Origin of the sequence: Microbacterium sp. NPDC086615, assembly GCF_040686055.1 — a bacterium.
Lineage (GTDB): Bacteria > Actinomycetota > Actinomycetes > Actinomycetales > Microbacteriaceae > Microbacterium.
Genome location: NZ_JBFBJJ010000001.1, coordinates 325692 through 345487 on the forward strand (window position 1 = coordinate 325692; position 19796 = coordinate 345487).

Annotated in this window: 19 protein-coding genes; 11 read left to right on the forward strand and 8 right to left on the reverse strand. The window is 69.8% G+C overall.

Features of this window, described 5'->3' with window-relative positions; translation table 11 throughout:
* Positions 1-6 precede the first annotated feature (6 nt).
* The 3 genes from nrdE to nrdH are packed head-to-tail and all read right to left on the reverse strand — an operon-like array spanning position 7 to position 2847.
* A complete protein-coding gene (gene nrdE, locus AB0O24_RS01515; RefSeq protein WP_275799735.1) occupies positions 7-2163 on the reverse strand; it encodes a class 1b ribonucleoside-diphosphate reductase subunit alpha in 2157 nt (718 codons plus the stop codon).
* Positions 2145-2585 (reverse strand): class Ib ribonucleoside-diphosphate reductase assembly flavoprotein NrdI, encoded by a 441-nt coding sequence (gene nrdI, locus AB0O24_RS01520; protein WP_275799734.1) that lies wholly within the window; start codon positions 2583-2585, stop codon positions 2145-2147. Before nrdI ends, nrdE begins: the two co-directional genes overlap by 19 nt.
* 28 nt (positions 2586-2613) lie before the next feature.
* Entirely contained in the window at positions 2614-2847 is a 234-nt protein-coding gene (gene nrdH / locus AB0O24_RS01525; protein ID WP_058595077.1) for a glutaredoxin-like protein NrdH, read from the reverse strand.
* A 385-nt stretch (positions 2848-3232) separates the two neighbouring features.
* On the opposite strand from nrdH, the gene AB0O24_RS01530 reads away from it, so the two are divergent.
* The gene (locus tag AB0O24_RS01530) at positions 3233-4438 is read left to right on the forward strand and encodes an MFS transporter (protein ID WP_275799733.1); all 1206 of its coding nucleotides are present in this window, start codon (positions 3233-3235) and stop codon (positions 4436-4438) included.
* A gap of 28 nt (positions 4439-4466) precedes the next feature.
* Here AB0O24_RS01530 and AB0O24_RS01535 read toward each other — a convergent pair whose 3' ends face one another.
* Positions 4467-4871, reverse strand: coding sequence for a hypothetical protein (locus tag AB0O24_RS01535; protein WP_058595075.1), 405 nt, complete (start codon positions 4869-4871; stop codon positions 4467-4469).
* A gap of 78 nt (positions 4872-4949) precedes the next feature.
* Here AB0O24_RS01535 and AB0O24_RS01540 point away from each other — a divergent pair, with 78 nt between their 5' ends.
* The 4 genes from AB0O24_RS01540 (at position 4950) to AB0O24_RS01555 (ending at position 8434) form a co-directional block, all read left to right on the forward strand.
* On the forward strand, positions 4950-6113 hold the full coding sequence (locus AB0O24_RS01540; RefSeq protein ID WP_363372029.1) for an acyl-CoA dehydrogenase family protein: 1164 nt from the start codon (positions 4950-4952) through the stop codon (positions 6111-6113).
* Positions 6113-7384 carry a DUF445 domain-containing protein gene (locus tag AB0O24_RS01545; RefSeq protein ID WP_363372227.1) on the forward strand — a complete coding sequence of 424 codons (1272 nt, stop codon included), beginning with the start codon at positions 6113-6115 and terminating at the stop codon, positions 7382-7384. Before AB0O24_RS01540 ends, AB0O24_RS01545 begins: the two co-directional genes overlap by 1 nt.
* Positions 7385-7422: 38 nt before the next feature.
* Positions 7423-7773 carry a gamma-glutamylcyclotransferase family protein gene (locus AB0O24_RS01550; RefSeq protein ID WP_275799731.1) on the forward strand — a complete coding sequence of 117 codons (351 nt, stop codon included), beginning with the start codon at positions 7423-7425 and terminating at the stop codon, positions 7771-7773.
* Positions 7774-7969: 196 nt separating this feature from the next.
* Entirely contained in the window at positions 7970-8434 is a 465-nt protein-coding gene (locus tag AB0O24_RS01555; RefSeq protein ID WP_363372032.1) for a histidine phosphatase family protein, read from the forward strand.
* Positions 8435-8454: 20 nt separating this feature from the next.
* Here AB0O24_RS01555 and hutH read toward each other — a convergent pair whose 3' ends face one another.
* Positions 8455-9984 (reverse strand): histidine ammonia-lyase, encoded by a 1530-nt coding sequence (gene hutH, locus AB0O24_RS01560; protein ID WP_363372034.1) that lies wholly within the window; start codon positions 9982-9984, stop codon positions 8455-8457.
* Between the two features lie 61 nt (positions 9985-10045).
* Here hutH and AB0O24_RS01565 point away from each other — a divergent pair, with 61 nt between their 5' ends.
* The gene (locus tag AB0O24_RS01565) at positions 10046-10819 is read left to right on the forward strand and encodes an IclR family transcriptional regulator (RefSeq protein WP_363372036.1); all 774 of its coding nucleotides are present in this window, start codon (positions 10046-10048) and stop codon (positions 10817-10819) included.
* A 121-nt stretch (positions 10820-10940) separates the two neighbouring features.
* Here AB0O24_RS01565 and AB0O24_RS01570 read toward each other — a convergent pair whose 3' ends face one another.
* Positions 10941-11939: a LacI family DNA-binding transcriptional regulator gene (locus AB0O24_RS01570; RefSeq protein ID WP_363372038.1), complete on the reverse strand. Its 999-nt coding sequence runs from the start codon at positions 11937-11939 to the stop codon at positions 10941-10943.
* A 188-nt stretch (positions 11940-12127) separates the two neighbouring features.
* On the opposite strand from AB0O24_RS01570, the gene AB0O24_RS01575 reads away from it, so the two are divergent.
* The 4 genes from AB0O24_RS01575 to AB0O24_RS01590 are packed head-to-tail and all read left to right on the forward strand — an operon-like array spanning position 12128 to position 17356.
* Complete coding sequence (locus AB0O24_RS01575) at positions 12128-13366, forward strand: extracellular solute-binding protein (RefSeq protein WP_363372041.1); 1239 nt, start codon at positions 12128-12130, stop codon at positions 13364-13366.
* Between the two features lie 2 nt (positions 13367-13368).
* Positions 13369-14502, forward strand: a complete 1134-nt coding sequence (locus AB0O24_RS01580) for a sugar ABC transporter permease (protein ID WP_307385681.1) — start codon at positions 13369-13371, stop codon at positions 14500-14502.
* Positions 14499-15413, forward strand: coding sequence for a carbohydrate ABC transporter permease (locus AB0O24_RS01585; RefSeq protein ID WP_363372044.1), 915 nt, complete (start codon positions 14499-14501; stop codon positions 15411-15413). Before AB0O24_RS01580 ends, AB0O24_RS01585 begins: the two co-directional genes overlap by 4 nt.
* Positions 15410-17356 (forward strand): glycogen debranching N-terminal domain-containing protein, encoded by a 1947-nt coding sequence (locus tag AB0O24_RS01590; protein ID WP_363372047.1) that lies wholly within the window; start codon positions 15410-15412, stop codon positions 17354-17356. Before AB0O24_RS01585 ends, AB0O24_RS01590 begins: the two co-directional genes overlap by 4 nt.
* A 133-nt stretch (positions 17357-17489) precedes the next feature.
* On the opposite strand, the gene AB0O24_RS01595 is transcribed toward AB0O24_RS01590, so the two are convergent.
* Complete coding sequence (locus AB0O24_RS01595) at positions 17490-17966, reverse strand: YbaK/EbsC family protein (RefSeq protein ID WP_363372049.1); 477 nt, start codon at positions 17964-17966, stop codon at positions 17490-17492.
* Between the two features lie 364 nt (positions 17967-18330).
* Here AB0O24_RS01595 and AB0O24_RS01600 point away from each other — a divergent pair, with 364 nt between their 5' ends.
* Positions 18331-19404 (forward strand): Glu/Leu/Phe/Val dehydrogenase dimerization domain-containing protein, encoded by a 1074-nt coding sequence (locus AB0O24_RS01600; protein WP_363372052.1) that lies wholly within the window; start codon positions 18331-18333, stop codon positions 19402-19404.
* A gap of 50 nt (positions 19405-19454) precedes the next feature.
* Here the strand turns inward: AB0O24_RS01600 and AB0O24_RS01605 are convergent, their stop codons facing one another.
* Entirely contained in the window at positions 19455-19793 is a 339-nt protein-coding gene (locus tag AB0O24_RS01605; RefSeq protein WP_058613441.1) for an Lsr2 family protein, read from the reverse strand.
* Positions 19794-19796 lie beyond the last annotated feature (3 nt).

Here is a 19796-nt window from a genome sequence, read left to right on the forward strand (position 1 = left end):
AGCGGATCAGAGCATGCACGAGACGCACTCGGTCATGTCGGTGCCCTCGAGCGCCAGCTGACGCAGGCGGATGTAGTAGATGGTCTTGATGCCCTTCTTCCACGCGTAGATCTGCGCCTTGTTGATGTCGCGCGTGGTGACGGTGTCCTTGAAGAACAGCGTCAGCGACAGGCCCTGATCGACGTGCTGCGTGGCGGCGGCGTACGTGTCGATGACCTTCTCGTAGCCGATCTCGTACGCGTCCTGGTAGTAGTCCAGGTTGTCGTTCGTCATGAACGGCGCCGGGTAGTAGACGCGACCGAGCTTGCCTTCCTTGCGGATCTCGATCTTCGACGCGATCGGGTGGATCGAGCTCGTCGAGTTGTTGATGTACGAGATCGAACCGGTCGGCGGCACCGCCTGCAGGTTCTGGTTGTAGATGCCGTGCGCCTGCACCGAAGCCTTCAGCTCGCGCCAGTCGTCCTGGGTGGGGATCTGGATGCCGGCGAACAGCTGCTTCGTCTTCTCGGTCTGCGGGGCCCACACCTGTTCGGTGTATTTGTCGAAGAACTCCCCCGACGCGTAGGTGGAGTTCTCGAAGCCGTCGAAAGCCGTGCCACGCTCGATCGCCAGCCGGTTCGAGGCCCGCAGCGCGTGGAACAGCACCGTGTAGAAGTAGATGTTCGTGAAGTCGATGCCCTCTTCGGAGCCGTAGTAGACGTGCTCGCGAGCGAGGTAGCCGTGCAGGTTCATCTGGCCGAGGCCGATGGCGTGCGAGCGGTCGTTTCCGTCTTCGATCGAACGCACCGAGGCGATGTGGCTCTGCACGCTCACTGCGGTGAGGGCACGGATCGCGGTCTCGACCGTGAGGCCGAGGTCGCCGCCGTCCATCGCGAGGGCGATGTTCATCGAGCCGAGGTTGCAGGAGATGTCCTTGCCGATGGTGTCGTACGAGAGGTCCTCGTTGTACGTGGTCGGCGTGTTGACCTGGAGGATCTCGGAGCACAGGTTCGACATGTTGATGCGACCGGCGATCGGGTTGGCCTTGTTCACCGTGTCCTCGAACATGATGTACGGGTAGCCCGACTCGAACTGGATCTCGGCGAGGGTCTGGAAGAACTCGCGCGCGTTGATCTTGGTCTTCTTGATGCGCGGGTCGTCGACCATCTCGCGGTACTTCTCGGTCACCGAGATGTCACCGAACGGCTTGCCGTAGACGCGCTCGACGTCGTAAGGCGAGAAGAGGTACATGTCCTCGCCGTTCTTGGCGAGCTCGAACGTGATGTCGGGGATGACGACACCCAGCGACAGCGTCTTGATGCGGATCTTCTCGTCGGCGTTCTCGCGCTTGGTGTCGAGGAAGCGCAGGATGTCGGGGTGGTGCGCGTTGAGGTACACCGCGCCGGCGCCCTGGCGCGCGCCGAGCTGGTTGGCGTAGCTGAAGCTGTCTTCGAGGAGCTTCATCACGGGGATGATGCCCGACGACTGGTTCTCGATCTGCTTGATCGGGGCACCCGACTCGCGGATGTTCGACAGGAGCAGGGCGACACCGCCGCCGCGCTTCGACAGCTGCAGCGCCGAGTTGATGCCGCGGGCGATCGACTCCATGTTGTCTTCGATGCGGAGCAGGAAGCACGAGACGAGCTCGCCGCGCTGGGCCTTACCGGCGTTGAGGAAGGTCGGAGTGGCCGGCTGGAAGCGGCCCGAGATGATCTCGTCGACGAGCTGCACAGCGAGGCGCTGGTCGCCGTCGGCGAGCGCGAGGGCCGTCATGACGACGCGGTCTTCGAAGCGCTCAAGGTAACGCTTGCCGTCGAAGGTCTTGAGCGTGTAGCTCGTGTAGTACTTGAACGCGCCCAGGAACGTCTCGAAGCGGAACTTCTTGCCGTAGGCGCGATCGTTGAGCTCCTGGATGAACTCCAGCGAGTACTTCTCGAGGACCTTGGGCTCGTAGTACTCCTTCTCGACCAGGTAGTCGAGACGCTCTTTGAGGGAGTGGAAGAACACGGTGTTCTGGTTGACGTGCTGCAGGAAGTACTCCCGCGCAGCGCGCTTGTCGGCGTCGAACTGGATCTTGCCGTCGGCGTCGTATAGGTTCAGCATCGCGTTCAGGGCGTGGTAATCCAGGCCCTCGAAGCGCGCTTCGGTCTTGAAGTCCACGTCGGTCAGCTCAACTTCCACCATCGTTCCAATCCTTCGGTGACGCGCTCGACGTCGTCGGGCGTGCCGAATACTTCCAGCCGATACAGGTGCGGCACGTCGCACTTACGGCTGATGATGTCGCCGGCGAGGCAGAACGCCTCACCGAAATTCGTGTTACCCGCGGAGATGACTCCACGGATGTGTCGTCGGTTCCGCTCCTCATTGAGGAAGCGGATGACCTGCTTGGGGACCGCGCCCTTCTCGACGCCTCGGCCGGCACCCCCACCGTAAGTGGGGGTGACCAGCACGAAGGGTTCGTCGATGACGAGGGGCGAATCGGTCGGCCGAAGGGGGATGCGCAGGGCCCGCATGCCCAGCTTCTCGATGAAACGTGCGGTGTTTCCCGACACGCTCGAGAAGTAGACGAGCAGCGGAGCCGTGGTCGCCGACAGGACAGCGCTCATGACGGGGGTCGGTGAGCCTGTCGCGGTGTCACGCCAGGCGCGACGCGAGCTCGTCGATCTTGTCGGGACGGAAGCCCGACCAGTGGTCCTCGTCGGTGATGACGACGGGGGCCTGCAGGTAGCCCAGCGACTTGACCTGCTCGAGGGCTGCGGGGTCCTCCGACAGGTCGAGCACGTCGTACTCGATGCCCTTCGAGTCGAGCGCGCGGTAGGTGGCCGTGCACTGAACGCACGACGGCTTGGTGTAGACCGTGATCGCCATTCTGTTCTCTTTCTCCCGGGGAAACTCATCTTCCGAGCGAGCGGGGCCCGCCGGGACCTCAATACTACATATGGGGACGGACATCAGGTGGAACCACAAGGGGTAGTAGTTACACGAGTGTGATTTTCCACCGCTCTCCCCATGTACAACACAGGTTCTCCACGATTTCATCCACAGGTCGCGCACCTCTTTGACGCCATGCGATGCCCGCCGTTCCGCGGATCTCGCCGGGGCTTCCGGCATCCATCCACAGCTCGCACGCTAGAGGGGGGTTCCGACATTGCACAGGCGGTGGATTTCGACCTCCGGCGTGTCGCGGCGTGTCGCGCGACGGCGCCTCACCGACCGCTGCATCGATGTCGGAGGGGCGAGATAGCGTTGTCCCGTGGCCGGCTACCGCGAACTCCTCCGAACCCCGGGCGTCGGGCGTATCATCGCCGCCCAGCTGACCGCGCGATTCCCCAACGGCATGACCAGCCTCGCCGTGCTCCTGCACATCGAGCACGTCACCGGCTCCTACGGAGCGGCGGGTCTCGTGCTCGCGGCCACGAGCGTCGGTCAGGCGATCTCGGGCCCGATCACGAGCCGCTGGATGGGCATCTGGGGAATGCGTCGCGTGCTGACCGTCACGCTCCTCGTGTGCGCCGCCGCGATCGCGACCCTCGCGCTCATCGAGATGCCCCTCCCCCTCTACATGGTCCTGGGGCTGATCGCGGGCCTGTCGACGCCGCCCATCCAGTCGGCCGTGCGCACCATCTACCCCAAGATGGTCAACTCGAAGCAGCTCACCCCGCTGTTCTCGCTCGACGCGTCGCTGCAAGAGATCATCTGGGTGCTCGCACCGGTGCTGATCACCCTCGTCGCCACCCAGGCCGGCACGGTCCCGGGCCTGCTGCTCGTCGTCGTCATCCTTCTCGGCGGCGGCGCCTGGTTCATCCTGAGCCCCGAGGTCGGACGGGTGCGCATCCCGCGCAGCCGTCGCGCCCTCGGCCGCGTGCTCGGCAAGCCTCCCGTCCTCCTCGCCACGGCCACCGGTTTCCTGCTCATCGGAGCGTGTGCCGCGGTCGAGGCCGGAGTCGTGGCGACCTTCGACCACGGCGGCCTCGAAGCGGGTCTCGTCCTCGCCGTGTTCGCCGTGGGCAGCCTCGCCGGAGGCCTGTCGTTCGGTCACATCCCGATCGGCCCGTGGGCCATGGCGCGCCGCCTGGCGATCGTCGCTCTCGGACTCTCCCTCACGATCGTGTCGCTGAACGCCTGGTGGCTCGGCGCCACGCTCCTCGTCGCGGGCGCCGGCATCGCCCCCGCTCTCGCCGTGATGTTCGCGATGACCTCGGCGAGCGTCCGGTTCAGCGAGACCGCCGAGGCCTACGGGTGGATCAGCACCGGTCAGCTCATCGGCGCCGCCGCGGGATCCGCCGTCGCGGGGTTCCTCGTCGACGGCATCGGCCCGCAGGGCGCGTACATCGCCGCGGCGGCGTTCGCCCTCGCCGGCTTCGCCGTGGCCGCGGTCTTCGTCAAGGGCTTCCCCGACCTTCGTCACCGCGACTCGACGCCGATCCCCGACACCGAACCGGTCGAGACGATCACCTGAGCTGAGGCCCGGCGTCCGGCACCGACCCTCACTGGATCCGACGCAACAGCTCCAGCACGGCGAGCGCGTACGCGTCCGCGGGTTCGGGGTGGTCGAACACGACGCTCGCGCCGCCGACCGAGATCTCGACCTCGTACGTGTCCGACAGGCGACGCAGCGAGCGGAAGGCGCTGCGGAGCATCTCGCGCAGCTGCGACTCCGACGGCAACCACAGCGCGTCCTCGGTGGCCACGGAGTCCAGCGCCCACTCGGTCGTGCCGTTGAACGCGAGGATGCGCCCCGTCGGATAGTCCCGCGGCTCGACCGTCATCTCGCTCACGGTGAAGACGTCCGCCTCGAACTCCGGCTCGTCGAGCTGGAACCTGTCGCCGGATCGCGGATGCCACACCAGCCCCGCTTCGCGCAGGGCGAGGGCCATCTCGGTCGAGATCATGGCATCCATTCTGCGGGGCGGTGAGGACTCTCGGGCCGGGACGCCCCGCGGCCCACCGACGACGACAGAATGGATGCCATGACCACCCCGTTCGATCCCGCTCGGTTCCTGCCCGACGATCTGCTCGCGCGCATCCGCGAGCGGGCCGTGACGCACGACCGCGACAACACGTTCCCCCAGGACGACCTCGACGAGCTGCGGGCGGCGGGCTACCTCGGCATCCTGGTCCCCACCGATCGCGGGGGCGCAGGCCTCAGCCTTGCGGAGGCGTCGGTGCTCCAGCAGCGTCTCGCCGGCGCCGCGCCGGCGACGGCCCTCGCGATCAACATGCACCTGGTCTGGACGGGCGTGGCGAAGGTCCTGCGGGACCGCGGGATCGACGACCTCGCGTTCGTTCAGCGCGGAGCGGCTGCGGGCGAGGTCTTCGCCTTCGGCATCAGCGAGGCGGGCAACGACCTCGTGCTCTTCGGCAGCGACACCGAGGCGCGCCCCGGGGCCGACGGCAGCTATTCGTTCACCGGCACGAAGATCTTCACCTCGCTGGCCCCGGTCTGGGACCACCTCGGTGTGCACGGGCTCGACACCACCTCGCCCGATGCGCCGCGGATGGTGTTCGCCTTCCTCGACCGGACCGACGCGGTCGTGACGCGCGACGACTGGGACACTCTGGGCATGCGGGGCACGCAGAGCCGCACCACCGAACTCCACGGCGCGACCTCCCCCGCGGAGCGCGTCGTGCGCCGACTCGCGCCCGGACCTCAACCCGACCCGCTCGTGTTCGGGATCTTCGCGGTGTTCGAGATTCTGTTGGCCTCGGTCTACACGGGTATCGCCCGTCGCGCCCTCGACCTCGCCGTCGAGACCGCACACGCGCGCCGATCGAAGAAGAGCGGAACGACGTACGCGAACGACCCCGACATCCGCTGGCGGATCGCCGACATGGCGATCGCCTATGACGCCCTGCCCCCGCAACTCGCCGATCTGAGCACCGATGTCGACACCCTCGTCGATCACGGCGGCCGGTGGTTCTCGCTGCTCGCCGGGATCAAGCATCGCGCCGTCACGACGGCGAAGGCGGTCGTCGACGACGCGATCCTCGTGGGCGGCGGTTCGTCGTACTCGGCGCACAGCAAGCTCAGCCGGCTCTACCGCGATGTGCTCGCCGGCATGTTCCACCCCTCCGACCCCGAATCCGCGCACTCCGCCGCCGCGACGGCGTGGCTCGGACCGGTGTCGTCGTGATGTCGCGCACCCCGACCGCGCTGCTGAGCCCCGCCGACCAGGAGCGACGGCGCGCCCTGCGCCGGATGAAGGGGGTCGCGCTCGGCGCGCTGATCGGGATGGCGGTCATCTTCGCCGTCGCGTTCGCGTTCCAGCGCGACGTCACGTGGTTGCAGTACGTGCGTGCGGCCGCCGAGGGCGGCATGGTCGGTGCCCTCGCCGACTGGTTCGCGGTGACGGCTCTGTTCCGGCATCCGCTCGGCCTCCCCATCCCGCACACGGCGATCATCCCCCGTCGCAAAGACGAGATCGGACGCCAGCTCGGGGAGTTCGTCGAGACGAACTTCCTCGAGGGTGACGTGGTGCGCACCAAGCTCGAGTCGACGCCCCTCGCGGCGCGCGCGGGGGCGTGGATCGCCGAGCCCGCCCACGCCGAGCGACTCGCCGCCGAGGGGGCGACGCTCGCGACGAGCGTGCTGCGCGCCCTCAGCGACGAAGACGTGCAGGGTCTCATCGAAGACCTCGCGCGCGAACACCTCCTCTCCCCCGACTGGGGCCCCTCGGTCGGCGGGTGGCTCGAACGCGTCGTGAGTTCGGGGGCACACCACGGCGCCGTGGACCTCGCCTTCGACAACATCGCCGTCTGGCTCGGCAACAACCGCGAGGTGTTCCAGGGGCTCGTGTCCCAGCGTCTGCCCGCGTGGGTGCCGAGCCTCGCCCTGCGCCTGGTCGACGACACGATCTACCGCGAGGCCGTGAGCTTCGTCGACGCCGTCCGCGCCGATCCCCGCCACCAGGCGCGCGGCGCGATCGACGGATACCTGGCCCGACTCGCCGACAACCTGCAGCACGACCCGGCCACGATGGTGCGCCTCGAAGAGGCCAAGGCCGCCGTCTTCGACAGCCCGCGCGTCCGCCAGCTCGCGGCGGACGCCTGGAACACCGCCAAGACCGGCCTGCTCACCGCGCTCGCCGATCCCGACAGCGCGCTGCGACGGCGCGCGACCGCGGCTCTCGCCGAGGTCGGTGTCCGCCTCCAGAACGACGAGACCCTGCAGCGGCGCGTCGACGGGTGGGTCACCGACGCGGCGGTCTTCGTGGTCGGGCGGTACCGCCACGACATCGCCTCGATCATCACCGACACCGTCGAGAGATGGGATGCCGAAGAGACCACCGAGAAGATCGAGCTCATGGTGGGCCGCGATCTGCAGTACATCCGCCTCAACGGCACGATCGTCGGTGCCCTCGCGGGTCTCGCGATCTTCACGATCGCGCACCTCTTCTGGGGGTGACCGTATCGACCGAACGCGGGGGTCGATAGCCTGAGCGCGTGAGCGACGATTCGGGTCGGGAGTTCCTCTTCTCGTACGGCACGCTGCTGCTGCCCGACGTTCAGCTCGACACGTTCGGTCGCCGCGTGCCGAGCGACGAAGACGCCCTGCCGGGCTACCGCCTCGAATGGGTCGACATCGACGACGAACGGGTCGCTCAGCTGTCGGGGCTGGACTCGCACCCGATCCTGCGCCACACGGGTGATCCGCGAGATCGCGTTTTCGGACGGGTGCTCGAGCTCACGCCGGACGAGCTCGACGCGGCGGACGAGTACGAGGTCTCGCTCTACCGGCGTACCTCGGCGATCCTGGTCAGCGGCCGGGAGGCGTGGGTCTACGTCGGCGCCTGAATCTCGGCGTCTGAGATCTGGCGTCGAGGCGTCGGATCCCGGCGCTCGGAGCCGCGCGCCGCCGACAGGGGCCCGCAGCACGCCATACCCCGACAGCGCCAGCCCCCGGCCGATGTCGGAGGCCGACGATATCGTTGTCTCGGTGGAACGCGGGCGGCTCCTCGAACCCGCGACACCGGCGTGACGCGGAGGAACGATGATCCAACTGGTGCTGGCGCGGCACGCGAAGTCCGACTGGGCCGACGAGGGCCTTGCCGACCACGACCGTCCGCTCAACGAGCGCGGTCGTCGCGACGCTCCCCAGGTCGCGCGAGCGGTGAGCCGCCGGGGTGTGCGCCCCGAGGTGCTGCTGTCGAGCACCGCTCTCCGCGCGGCGACCACCGCCGAGGCCTTCGCCGCCGAGTTCGAGGTCGAGGTCACACTCCGCGACGACCTGTACCTCGCCGACCCCGCGCAACTCCTCGACGCCGCACGCGAGGCCGGTGCGAACGAGGTGATGGTCGTCGCGCACGACCCCGGGATGAGCGCACTCGTCTCGCGATTGGCCGACCGCGACGTGCGGATGGTCACGTGCGCCGTGGCCATCTTCACGTGGCACGACGGAACGTGGGACGACGTGGATGCCACGGCCCCCGACGAGTTCGAGGTACTGACGCCCTAGTTCGGGGGCGCTCGCCCGGGTCAGACCGCCTCGACCGCGACCCGCGCGACATCTCCGGAGGCGACCAACTCGGTCACCGCCTCGATCTCGGGCGAGACGAGACGATCGGGGCCCGGCCCCTCGACGCGGGTCCGCACGAGGTCTCGCACGGCACCGGTGGCGGCCGCAGGCTGCAGCGGGGCGCGCAGGTCGAGGGCACGGCATCCGGTCATCACCTCGATCGCGAGCACGCGAGCGAGGCCGTCGAGCGCCCGGCGGAGCTTGCGCGCCGCGGCCCACCCCATCGAGACGTGGTCTTCCTGCATCGCGCTCGAGGGGATCGAGTCCACCGACGCGGGCGCGGCGAGGCGCTTGAGCTCCGACACGATCCCGGCGGCCGCGTACTGCGCGATCATGAGGCCGCTATCGACGCCGACCTCGTCGGCGAGGAACGGCGGCAGCCCGTTGCTGCGAGCGACGTCGAGCGCCCGGTCGGTGCGTCGCTCCGACATGGATGCCACATCCGCCACCGCGATCGCGAGGAAATCCAGCACGTAGGCGACCGGTGCTCCGTGGAAGTTGCCGTTCGACTCGACGCGTCCGTCCACCGTCACCACGGGGTTGTCGACAGCCGACGCGAGCTCGCGGTCGGCCACGGCCGTCGCGTGAGCGAGCGTGTCGCGCGCCGCGCCGTGCACCTGGGGCGCGCAGCGCAACGAGTATGCGTCCTGGACACGCGTGCACTCCGGGCCGCGGTGGCTGGCGACGATGGCAGAGCCGGCCAGGAACGCCCGAAGGTTGGCCGCCGAGGCTGCCTGACCGAGCTGCGGCCGCAGCGCCATGAGATCCGCTGCGAAGACGGCATCCGTCCCCAGCTGCGACTCGACGGAGATCGCCGCCGCGACGTCGGCGGTGGTGAGAAGGGTTTCGAGATCGTGCGCGGCGAGGAGCAGCATCCCGAGCATTCCGTCAGTTCCGTTGATGAGGGCAAGGCCCTCTTTCTCGCGAAGGAGCACCGGCTCGATCCCCGCGGCGGCGAGCGCTTCGCCCGCGGTCATCGACCGCCCGTCCGCGTCGCGCACGTCCCCCTCGCCCATCACGGCGAGTGCCACGTGCGAGAGCGGGGCGAGGTCACCCGAGCACCCGAGCGATCCGTACTCTCGGACGATCGGGGTGATTCCCGCGTTCAGAAGCGCGGCGTAGGTCTCGACGACAACGGGGCGCACGCCCGTGCGTCCGGTCGCGAGCGTCTGCAGCCGCAGCAGCATGAGGGCGCGCACGACCTCGCGCTCGACCTCGGAGCCGGTGCCGGCGGCGTGCGAGCGGATGAGGCTCGCCTGCAGCTGGGCGCGCCGGTCCTCCGCGATGAAGGTCGTGGCCAGCGCGCCGAATCCCGTGGAGATGCCGTAGTGCGGCTGCGGGTCGTCCGCGAGCCCCTCGATCAGCGCGCGGGTCTGCGCGACGCGCCGCATCGCCACCGCATCGACCGTCACCCGGGCGTCGTGCCGGGCGACGGCGACGACATCGGCGGGGGCGAGGGGGACGGAACCGACGGTGACGATGGAGTGCATACGCCGATTCCATCGCGTGCGAGAACGCGGATCGGCGGGGATCTGGCATCCTGTGTCTGTCATGCCAGACAACACGCGACCGCAGGTGCCCGCCGCCGATCAGACGCTGCGGATCCTCTCGCTGCTCGCGCGCCAGCCCGGGCCGATCGCCGCGCAGACGATCGCCGCGTCGCTCGGAATCCCCCGTTCGAGCACCTATCACCTGTTGGCGACGCTCGAGCAGCACGGATACGTGGTCCACCTGCCCGGCGATCGACGCTGGGGCCTGGGCACCGCGGCGTTCGAACTCGGCGGTGGTTACGCCCGACAGCAGCCGCTCGCACGGTTGGGTCGGCCCCTGCTCGCCGCGCTCTCCGATCGCGTGGGCGAGGGTGCGCACCTCGCCGTGCTGGCCGGACGCGACGTGCTGTACATCGTCGAGGAGCGCGCTCCGCGCCGCCCCACGCTCGTCACCGACGTGGGCGTGCGGCTGCCCGCACACCTCACCGCGACGGGTCGCGCGATGCTCGCGGCGCTCCCCCGCGAGCAGGTGCGGGCGTTGTTCCCGGATGCCACGGCCCTGACCGAGCGTCACGGGGTGGGCCCCGCGACCCCGCGTGAACTGCGCGAGGTGCTCCGGCTCGTGCGAGCCGACGGCTACGCGAGCGAGAACGGCGAGATCACGCCCGGATTCCGGTCCGTCGCCGCCGCGGTGCTCGACCACGCCGGGTGGCCGGCCGCGGCGGTGGCGATCACGTGGCCCGCCGACGGACCCGCCCACGATGCCGAGGCGCTGGCCTCAGCGGCATCCGGAACCGCCACCGAGCTCGCCCGCCGTATCGGCCGGCACGCCTGAGCCCTGGCGCAGCGCAGGTTTGGGGCGCGTAATTTCGCTCGGGGCGCGATATTCCGCGCCTCAAACGGAAGATCCCGCCCCAAACCACCCGGCCCGACCCGCGGGAAGGAGCGGGCTCCCGTCAGCGCACCACCAGACGCGGTTCCACCAGCACGTGGGCACCGCCCGCGACGGCGGCGCGCGGGGCGACCACCGTCCCGTTCTCACCCATGAGCAGATCGAGGGCCCCGGATGCCACGCGCTCGGGCAACTGCTCGACGCTCGAGAGTCCGAGCGCCTCGGCCGCGGGGGTGTTGTCGAAGCCGACGATCGTGACGTCGTCGCGTCCCGCGAGCGTGACCGCGAGGTGGGCGCCGATCGCGAGGGAGTCGCTCGCGCAGACGATACCGGTCACGCCGGGGTCGGCGGCGAGGCCCGCGGCCACGACATCGCGTGCGGCCCCGACGTTCTCTTCGACGACCCACCGCGGTCCGTCGGCCACCGTCTCGCGCCAGCCGCGTTCGCGCTCGTCGCCGGTACCCGATCCGCCGGGCCATCCGAGGAAGGCCACGCGACCGCCGCCGCGCGCGAGGGCGTGCGCCGTCGCGGCCCTGGTTCCCGCGGCGCCGTCGACGTCGACCCACAGGTGCGCCGGGGCCTCGACGTCGTCCTCGCCCCACGGGCGCCCGAACGAGACGAACGGAAGGTTGCGCGCGGTCAGCCAGCCGGTTCGGGGGTCGCCGTGGAAGGTACCGGTGACGACGACGGCATCCACCTCTCCCCCTTCGAGCAGATCGCCGAGCCGCGCGATCTCCTCCTCGGGCGTGCGCGCCGCGTACAGGAGCACGCGCATGTCGCGGTCGCCGGCGCGCTCCGTGAGGGCGTGCACGAATCGGTCGAGGACGACACCCGAGATCCCGCCCGCATAGGGATCGAGATGGATGCCGATGGTCGAGCTACGGCGGGTCCGCAGGCGCCGCGCGGCGGCGTGGGGTCGGTATCCCAGCTCGGCGATGGCCGCTTCCACGCGCAGGCGTGTCGCTTCCTTCACGATGTCGGGCGTGTTCACGACGTTCGACACTGTCTGCCGCGAGACGCCGGCGACACGGGCGACATCGTCGACGGTGGGCGCTTTCGCCACGCAGTCCCCCCTCGCTCGTCGACGCCGGCGGCGCGCGCCACCAGACCGTCAGCCTAAGGCGCACGACAACCACTTGACAGGCGCGACCGGCCTTTCGTACGGTGGTCGCATCAAACTTTGAACGTTCAAACTTTGACCCTCCGACCACATGCGGAGGGGTCGCATGCCTCATCGAAGGAGAGAGACACATGACACGGCATCCAGCCCGCCTCTGGCTCACCGCGGGCGCCCTGCTCGCCACCGGAGCGCTCACGCTCACCGCCTGCGGCTCGGGCTTCAACGACACCCCCGGTGAAGGGCAGGCCTCCGGAAGCGGAAAGCTCAGCATCCTCATCGGCTCCTCCGGCGATGCCGAGACCAAGGCCGTCACCGACGCCGTCGCGGCGTGGAGCGAGAAGTCCGGCGTCCAGGCCGAGGTCCAGACCGCCAACGACCTCCCCCAGCAGCTCTCGCAGGGCTTCGCGGCCGGCTCCCCGCCGGACCTCTTCTACCTCGCGCCCGAGGCTCTCGCCGGCTACGCCGCGAACGGATCGATCGCGGCGTACGGCGACGACCTCGAGAACAAGAGCGACTTCTACCCCTCGCTCGTCGACAACTTCACCATCGACGGGAAGTTCTCCTGCGCCCCTAAGGACTTCTCGACCCTGGCGCTCATCATCAACACCGACCTGTGGTCGGCCGCCGGGCTCACGGATGCCGACATCCCCACGACCTGGGACCAGCTGGCATCCGTCGCCCAGAAGCTCACCGCGGACGGGCGCGTCGGCCTCGCGTTCGGGGCCGAGTATCAGCGCGTCGGCGCCTTCATGGCGCAAGCCGGAGGCGGCCTCGTCACCGACGGCAAGGCGACGGCCGACAGCTCCGCGAACGTCGAGGCGCTGACCTACGTGAAGACCCACCTCAACGACGGCAGTTTCGCGTTCGCCTCCGACGTCGGAGCCGGGTGGGGTGGCGAAGCCCTCGGCACCCAGAAGGCCGCGATGGTCATCGAGGGCAACTGGATCACCGGCGCCATGAAGGCCGACTATCCCGATGTGAAATACACCGTCGCCGAGCTTCCGGCCGGTCCCGGCGGCAAGGGCACGCTGCAGTTCACCAACTGCTGGGGGCTCGCCGCCGACAGCGGCAACCAGCAGCAGGCGCGCGACCTCGTCCAGTACCTCACGAGCACCGATCAGCAGCTGGCCTTCTCGGAGGCGTTCGGCCCGATGCCGTCGATCCAGTCCGCGGCTGACGCGTGGTCGAGCGCCAACCCCGACCAGACCGCCTTCCTCGCGGGCGCCGAGTACGCGCAGTTCCCGCCGAACATGGCCGGAGCCGCCGACGTCATCACCGACTTCAACGCGCAGCTGGAGTCGCTGAAGACCGGCGACCCGCAGGCGCTGCTGAAGACGGCGCAGTCCAACCTCGAGGCCATCACCAAGTAGCCATGAGTGCTCTCACCTCAGCGCCGCGTCGCGCCGGATCTCCCTCCCCGGGGATCCGGCGCGGCGAGGCCGCCGCCGGCTGGCTCTTCACCGCCCCCGTGCTGATCATCCTCGGAGTATTCCTGCTGGTGCCGGTCGTCATGGCCCTGTGGGTGAGCTTCTCGGACTGGACCGGGCGCGGCAGCCCCTTCTCGTCGAACGTCGGCTTCGTCGGCCTCGACAACTACGCCGCGGTCACCACCGGTGGCGGCCTCGCCGAACGCGACTTCGGCACGGCCCTGCGCAACAACGCCTGGTATGTCCTTCTGGTCGTGCCGCTGCAGACCGCGCTCTCCCTCTTCCTCGCGGTGCTGGTCAACCGCGCGATCCTGCGCGGTCGCGGCTTCTTCCGCACCGCTTTCTACTTCCCCTCGGTGACGAGCTCCGTCGCGATCACCGTGCTCTGGCTGTTCCTCTTCTCGTCGTCCGGAGCCATCAACGAGGTCCTGTCGTGGCTCGGCATCAACGGACCGAACTGGTTCAGCGACCCCTCGGGAGTCGTGCACAACCTGCTCGGCGCCGTGGGCGTCACGAGCGGCCCGGCCTTCCTCACCGACAACACGCTGCTCGGAGTCTCGTGGTGGGACTGGCTCGCCGGCCCCTCGGTGGCGATGTCGGCCTTCATCCTCATGGCCGTGTTCACGACCTCGGGAACCTTCATGCTGCTGTTCATCGCGGGCCTGCAGAACATCGGCGGCGACGTGCAGGAAGCGGCGATGATGGACGGAGCGAACGGGTGGCAGCGCTTCTGGCGGGTGACGCTCCCTCAACTCAAGCCCGTGCTGTTCACCGTGCTCACCCTGGGCCTCATCGGCACCTGGCAGGTGTTCGACCAGATCTACACCGGCACGCAGGGCGGTCCCGGCAAGACGACGCTGACCCCCGCCTACCTCAGCTACTCCTCGGCGTTCCTGTCGCAGCAGTGGGGGCAGGGCGCGGCGATCGCCTTCGTGCTCTTCGTGATCATCGTCGCGCTGACAATCCTCCAGCGGTTCGTGCTGCGCGACCGCCCGGTGTCTCGCCGGCGTATCCGGCGGTACGAGGTGCGGGCGGCCGCCCGGAAAGCCCCCGCAACGGCGAAGGGAGCCCGGCGATGACCGCCACCGCAACCCCGCAGACGACGGTGCTCGCCGAGCAGCGCCTCGACGGCCCGCCGCGCCCCGCGAAGCACCGCCTGTCGCGCAGGGCCCTGGGCTGGCAGGTCGGCCTCTACGCGTTGCTCATCGTCCTCGCCCTCATCTACATCTATCCGTTCCTCGTCCAGGTCGCGACGTCGTTCAAGACGGATGCCGCGGCCGCGGCCGATCCGATCTCGCTGACGCCGCAGCCCTTCACGTGGGCGGCCTACGAACGGCTGTTCCTGAACTCCGACTTCCCCGTGTGGTTCGGCAACTCCGTCGTGGTGACCGTGTTCGTCACCACGGGTCGGGTGTTCTTCAACTCGCTCGCCGGCTACGCGCTCGCCCGTCTGCAGTTCCGCGGACGCGGTCTCGTGTTCGCGGGGCTCGTCGCCGTCATGGCGGTCCCGACCGTCGTGCTGCTGATCCCGAAGTTCCTCGTCATCAACCAGCTCGGCATCTACGACTCGTACGCCGGCATGATCCTCCCGCTCCTCGTGGATGCCGCCGGTGTCTTCATCATGAAGAACTTCTTCGAGTCGATCCCGCCGTCCGTCGAGGAGCAGGCGCGCATCGACGGGGCCGGCACGTTCCGCATCTTCTGGTCGGTCGTGCTGCCGATGGCACGACCCGCTCTGATCACGATCGTGATCCTGTCGTTCCAGGGCTCCTGGAACGAGCTCAGCCACTTCGTCATCTCCACCCAGTCCCCCGAACTCACCACCCTGACCAAGGGCGTCGCCTCGCTCGCGAGCGGCCAGCTCAGTCAGGGCAGCCAATTCCCCCTCAAGCTCGCGGCCGCCGCCATCATGACGATCCCCGTCGCCGTGGTGTTCTTCATCTTCCAGCGCCGCATCATGAACGCCAGCGAAGGAGCCGTCAAAGAATGACCGCCGCCCCCACCACCTCACCGGCCGGGACGACCACCGAGACCACTCCCCTGCAACCGCTGCTCGACGACGCGGTGATCGTGCTGCGAGCCCCCACCCAGGTGTGGTCCGACACCACGGGTGACATGGGTGCCGCCCCCGTGCACGGGGTCTACCACGGCGACGTGCGGCACGTCCGCTCGCTCTCGCTGACGTGCGACGACTCCCCCGTCGAATGGATCTCGGCCGCCCCCGACGGCGCCTCGCGTCTCGTCCTCGGCGGTCTGCTCCGCGGGCTCGACGACACGACCCCCGACCCCAAGGTGCGTCTGCTCCGCGACCGCCGCGTCGCCGACGGACGGCTGAGCGAGACCTGGACCCTGCATTCGCGCGTCGACCGGCCGATCTCGACGGCACTGCACCTCGCGCTCTCGCCCGAGTTCGCCCAGCTGCACGAGGTCAAGTCCGGGCACGCGCACGCCCGCACCGCGGTCGTCGACATCGACGGAGACCGCGCCACGATCGACGCCGGCGCGCAGGGCCTCGAGCTCGTCGCTCCGGGGGGCCGCGTGGCATCCGGTCCCGAGGGGGTCGAGGCGCGCTGGCACGTGGACCTTCCCGCGTTCGGCACCGCCGAGGTGGCGTGGACGATCACCCTCCGCGACGACACCCTCGTCGTGGGTGCGGCGACCGCGCCCGCCCGGTGGGACGCGGCGGCGGTCGCGGCGAGCTCGCCCGATCCTCGCCTCGGCCGCTGGGTGCGCACCGCCCTCGACGATCTCGACGCTCTCCGCCTCGTGCTGCCCGAGCACCCCGACGACGAGTTCTTCGCCGCCGGCGCCCCGTGGTTCTTCACCCTGTTCGGCCGCGATTCGATCTGGGCCGCGCGCCTCGCCCTCCCGCTCGACCGCGAGATCGCGGCATCCACTCTCCGCGTGCTCGCGCGCCTGCAGGGCACCGACGACGACGCGCAGACGGCGCAGGAGCCGGGCAAGATCCTGCACGAGCTGCGGGCGTCCGCGCTCGAGATGCCGGGCGAGGGCATCGTGCTGCCCCCGAAGTACTACGGGAGCGTCGACTCGACACCGCTGTGGATCTGTTTGCTGGGCGACGCGTGGCGTGCGGGCATGCCCGAGGCCGACGTGCGCGAACTGCTGCCGGCACTGCGCGCCGCACTCGGCTGGATCCGCGACCACGGCGACAGCGACGGCGACGGATTCCTCGACTACATCGATCGCCTCGGCACCGGCCTGTCGAACCAAGGGTGGAAAGACTCCGGCGACTCGATCCAGTGGCGCGACGGTCGCCTCGCCGAGGGACCCATCGCCCTGTGCGAGGTGCAGGCCTACGCGTACGAGGCCGCTCTCGCCGGCGCTGCGCTCCTCGAGGAGTTCGGGGAAGGACCGGATGCCGCCGACGCGGCGTTCTGGCGATCCTGGGCCGCTGACCTCAAGGCGCGCTTCGCCGAGGCGTACTGGGTCGAGACGCCCGAGGGGCGGTACCCGGCTGTCGCCCTCGACCGCGCGAAGCGTCCGGTGGACACGCTCACCAGCAACATCGGCCACCTGATCGGCACCGGCATCCTCGAGCCCCAAGAGGAGGAGCACGTCGCTGCGCTGCTGCTGGGCGAGAGCATGTCGACGGGGTACGGCATCCGGACCATGTCGACGGATGCCGCCGGCTACTGGCCGCTGTCGTACCACGGCGGCAGTGTGTGGGTGCACGACACCGCGATCGCCGCCCATGGGATGCTCCGGGCGGGACTCCGCGACGACGCCCGAACGGCGGTCGAGGGGCTGCTCAACGCCGCGGAGGGCTTCGCCTACCGCGTTCCCGAGCTGCACGCGGGCGACCCGCGCAGCCACTCGTCGGTGCCGACCCCCTACCCCGCAGCCTGCCGCCCCCAGGCCTGGTCGGCCGCCGCCGCGGTGGTCTGCCTGACCGCGCTCGCGCCCCACGCCTGACCCCGCGCCCGCCGCGGCCCGCCCCCTCCCCCTCTGGTCCGGCGCGCCGCTCGGTTCGGGGCGCGCGATTCCGTTCGGGGCGCGACATTCCACGCCCCAAACGGAAAAACGCGCCCCAAACCCGGGGCCGGGCTCAGTCGACCTTCGCGACCGTTCCGCCCGTCAATCGCACGAGCTCGTCGAACGTCAGCGGGAACACCGTGTGCGGAGTGCCGCCGGCCGCCCAGATCTCGGGGAAGGCGGCCAGCGCCTCGTCGACGATCGTGGTGAGCGGAGCGGGATGCCCCGTCGGGGCGACGCCGCCGATCGGCTGACCCGTCGCTGCGAGAACCTGTTCGGGCGTCGCTCGGCGGATCGCCCCGCGCCCCAGACGCTCGGCGAGGCCTTTCGTATCGACCCGGTGCGCTCCGCTGGTCATCACGAGGAGGGGCTCGTCGTCGCTCCAGAACACGAGGCTGTTCGCGATCGCGCCCGCTTCGACGTCGAGGGCCGCAGCGGCCAGGGCCGCCGTGGATGCGGCATCCGGAAGGACGATGATCTTGCCCGCGATGCCCGCGGACTCCAGCGAAGCGGCGACGAGACGGCTGCGAGTGGGGAGGGCGTCGGTCATGCCCGACAGCCTAGAGCCACGCGCGCCGCGGTCCGTCCGGCGGAGTTCTCCCCCGACACGCCCGCCGCGGCGCCTCCGAAACGGCGTGTCGCCCGCCATCTCCGCCTGACGGCACACCGACAGGCGCGCCGCCCTCGCGCCCGGAGCGCGCGCGCCGCGACCCGTCCGGCGGAGTTCTCCCCCGACACGCCCGCCGCGGCGCCTCCGAAACGGCGTGTCGCCCGTCATCTCCGCCTGACGGCACACCGACAGGCGCGCCGCCCTCGCGCCCGGAGCACGAGCGAGTCAGAATGGAGGACGGATGCCGCAAAGCCGCGGCACCCGGAAAGCGCCACCCACAAGGTGGCCGACGACAAGGATCGCGATGACCCACGCCCTGCCCCTGCCCGATTTCTCCCACGAGCGCGTGGAGGTGGTGACGGGGAGCCGGAGCGGCCTCTTCATCGCCGTCGCCCTGCACTCATCGGTGCTGGGCTCCGCTCTTGGCGGTGCCCGCCTGTGGACCTACCCCACCTGGAGCGACGCTCTCGGCGACGCCCTCCGCCTCTCGGCGGCGATGACGCTCAAGAACGCCTCCGCGGGCCTCGATGCCGGGGGCGGGAAGTCGGTGATCGGTCTGCCGCCGGGCACGGTGCTCGACCCCGACCGACGCCGCGCCGCGTTCCTCGATCTCGGTGACGCCGTCGAAAGCCTCGGCGGCCTGTACCGCACCGCCGAAGACGTCGGCTCGACCACCGACGACATGCTCGTGGTGAGCGAGCGGACCTCCCACGTCGTGGGCCTGCCCGAGGCGGGCGGCGGTTCCGGTGAGCCCGCCGGGCCGACGAGCCTCGGCGTGTACGCCTCGCTCATCGCCACCCTCGAGCGGAGTGTGGGCGTCCGCGACGTCGCCGGGCGCCGCATCACTGTGGCCGGACTCGGCCAGGTCGGCAGCCGACTCGCCGCCCGACTTGCCTCCGAGGGCGCCGTGCTCACGGTCACCGACGTGAATCCCGCCAAGCGCGCGCTCGCCGCTGAGCTCGGGGCAGCGTGGGTCGAGCCGCACGAGGCGCACCTGGTCGCCGCGGACGTCTTCGTCCCCGCCGGGATCGGCGGCGTGCTGACCGACGAGGTCATCGATGCGCTGGACGCCCGCGCGGTCTGCGGACCCGCCAACAACCCGCTCGCGGACCGATCCGGGGCCGACCGGCTGGCGCAGCGCGGCATCCTGTACGCGCCCGACTTCGTCGTGAACGCCGGCGGGGTCATCTACCTCGACCTCGAGGCCAAGCAGCGCGGAACCCGCGACGAGATCATGGCGCGCGTGGCGGGTATCGGCGACACGCTTCGCCGGATCTTCGATGAAGCCGAGTCGCGCGGGGTCACGCCGCTTGCGGCCGCCGAGGGCGTCGCCGCGGAGCGCCTGCGCGAAGGCGCCCGTTCGGACGCTCTGGTCTGAACACGAAGAATCCGGATGCCGCGCTCTCGCGGCATCCGGATTCTTTTCGGTCAGTGTGCGGCGTCGTACGCCGAGAGAACAGCGGAGGAAATGCGACCGCGCGGATTGATCGAGTGCCCGTTCTTCTCCGCCCAGGCACGCACATCCGCGAGGTCTCGAGAAGAAGGAACACGGCCGCGCGACGCGCGATGTGCGGCATGGTTCGATGAGCCGATCGAGCGCGCCGCCGTCGTGAACGGTTCGAATGCCTCGCGCAGCTTCGCGGCATTCTTTTCGGAGAGATCGATCTCGTAGGCGCGACCCTCGAGAGAAAATGTGATCGTCGATCCGCTTTCGAGGACGGAACCGTCGAGATCGTCGATCAACTGCGTGATGTGCTTCTTGGCCATGCC

Bases quoted from the DNA above. Each gene is read 5' to 3' on its own strand.
- AB0O24_RS01575 (WP_363372041.1), top strand. From the start codon at position 12,128: ATGACACGGCATCCAGCCCGCCTCTGGCTCACCGCGGGCGCCCTGCTC.
- AB0O24_RS01605 (WP_058613441.1), bottom strand. From the start codon at position 19,793: ATGGCCAAGAAGCACATCACGCAGTTGATCGACGATCTCGACGGTTCC.
- AB0O24_RS01555 (WP_363372032.1), top strand. From the start codon at position 7,970: ATGATCCAACTGGTGCTGGCGCGGCACGCGAAGTCCGACTGGGCCGAC.
- AB0O24_RS01565 (WP_363372036.1), top strand. From the start codon at position 10,046: ATGCCAGACAACACGCGACCGCAGGTGCCCGCCGCCGATCAGACGCTG.
- nrdI (WP_275799734.1), bottom strand. From the start codon at position 2,585: ATGAGCGCTGTCCTGTCGGCGACCACGGCTCCGCTGCTCGTCTACTTC.
- AB0O24_RS01595 (WP_363372049.1), bottom strand. From the start codon at position 17,966: ATGACCGACGCCCTCCCCACTCGCAGCCGTCTCGTCGCCGCTTCGCTG.
- AB0O24_RS01590 (WP_363372047.1), top strand. From the start codon at position 15,410: ATGACCGCCGCCCCCACCACCTCACCGGCCGGGACGACCACCGAGACC.
- nrdE (WP_275799735.1), bottom strand. From the start codon at position 2,163: ATGGTGGAAGTTGAGCTGACCGACGTGGACTTCAAGACCGAAGCGCGC.
- AB0O24_RS01580 (WP_307385681.1), top strand. From the start codon at position 13,369: ATGAGTGCTCTCACCTCAGCGCCGCGTCGCGCCGGATCTCCCTCCCCG.
- AB0O24_RS01585 (WP_363372044.1), top strand. From the start codon at position 14,499: ATGACCGCCACCGCAACCCCGCAGACGACGGTGCTCGCCGAGCAGCGC.
- AB0O24_RS01600 (WP_363372052.1), top strand. From the start codon at position 18,331: ATGACCCACGCCCTGCCCCTGCCCGATTTCTCCCACGAGCGCGTGGAG.
- AB0O24_RS01535 (WP_058595075.1), bottom strand. From the start codon at position 4,871: ATGATCTCGACCGAGATGGCCCTCGCCCTGCGCGAAGCGGGGCTGGTG.
- nrdH (WP_058595077.1), bottom strand. From the start codon at position 2,847: ATGGCGATCACGGTCTACACCAAGCCGTCGTGCGTTCAGTGCACGGCC.
- hutH (WP_363372034.1), bottom strand. From the start codon at position 9,984: ATGCACTCCATCGTCACCGTCGGTTCCGTCCCCCTCGCCCCCGCCGAT.
- AB0O24_RS01540 (WP_363372029.1), top strand. From the start codon at position 4,950: ATGACCACCCCGTTCGATCCCGCTCGGTTCCTGCCCGACGATCTGCTC.
- AB0O24_RS01545 (WP_363372227.1), top strand. From the start codon at position 6,113: ATGTCGCGCACCCCGACCGCGCTGCTGAGCCCCGCCGACCAGGAGCGA.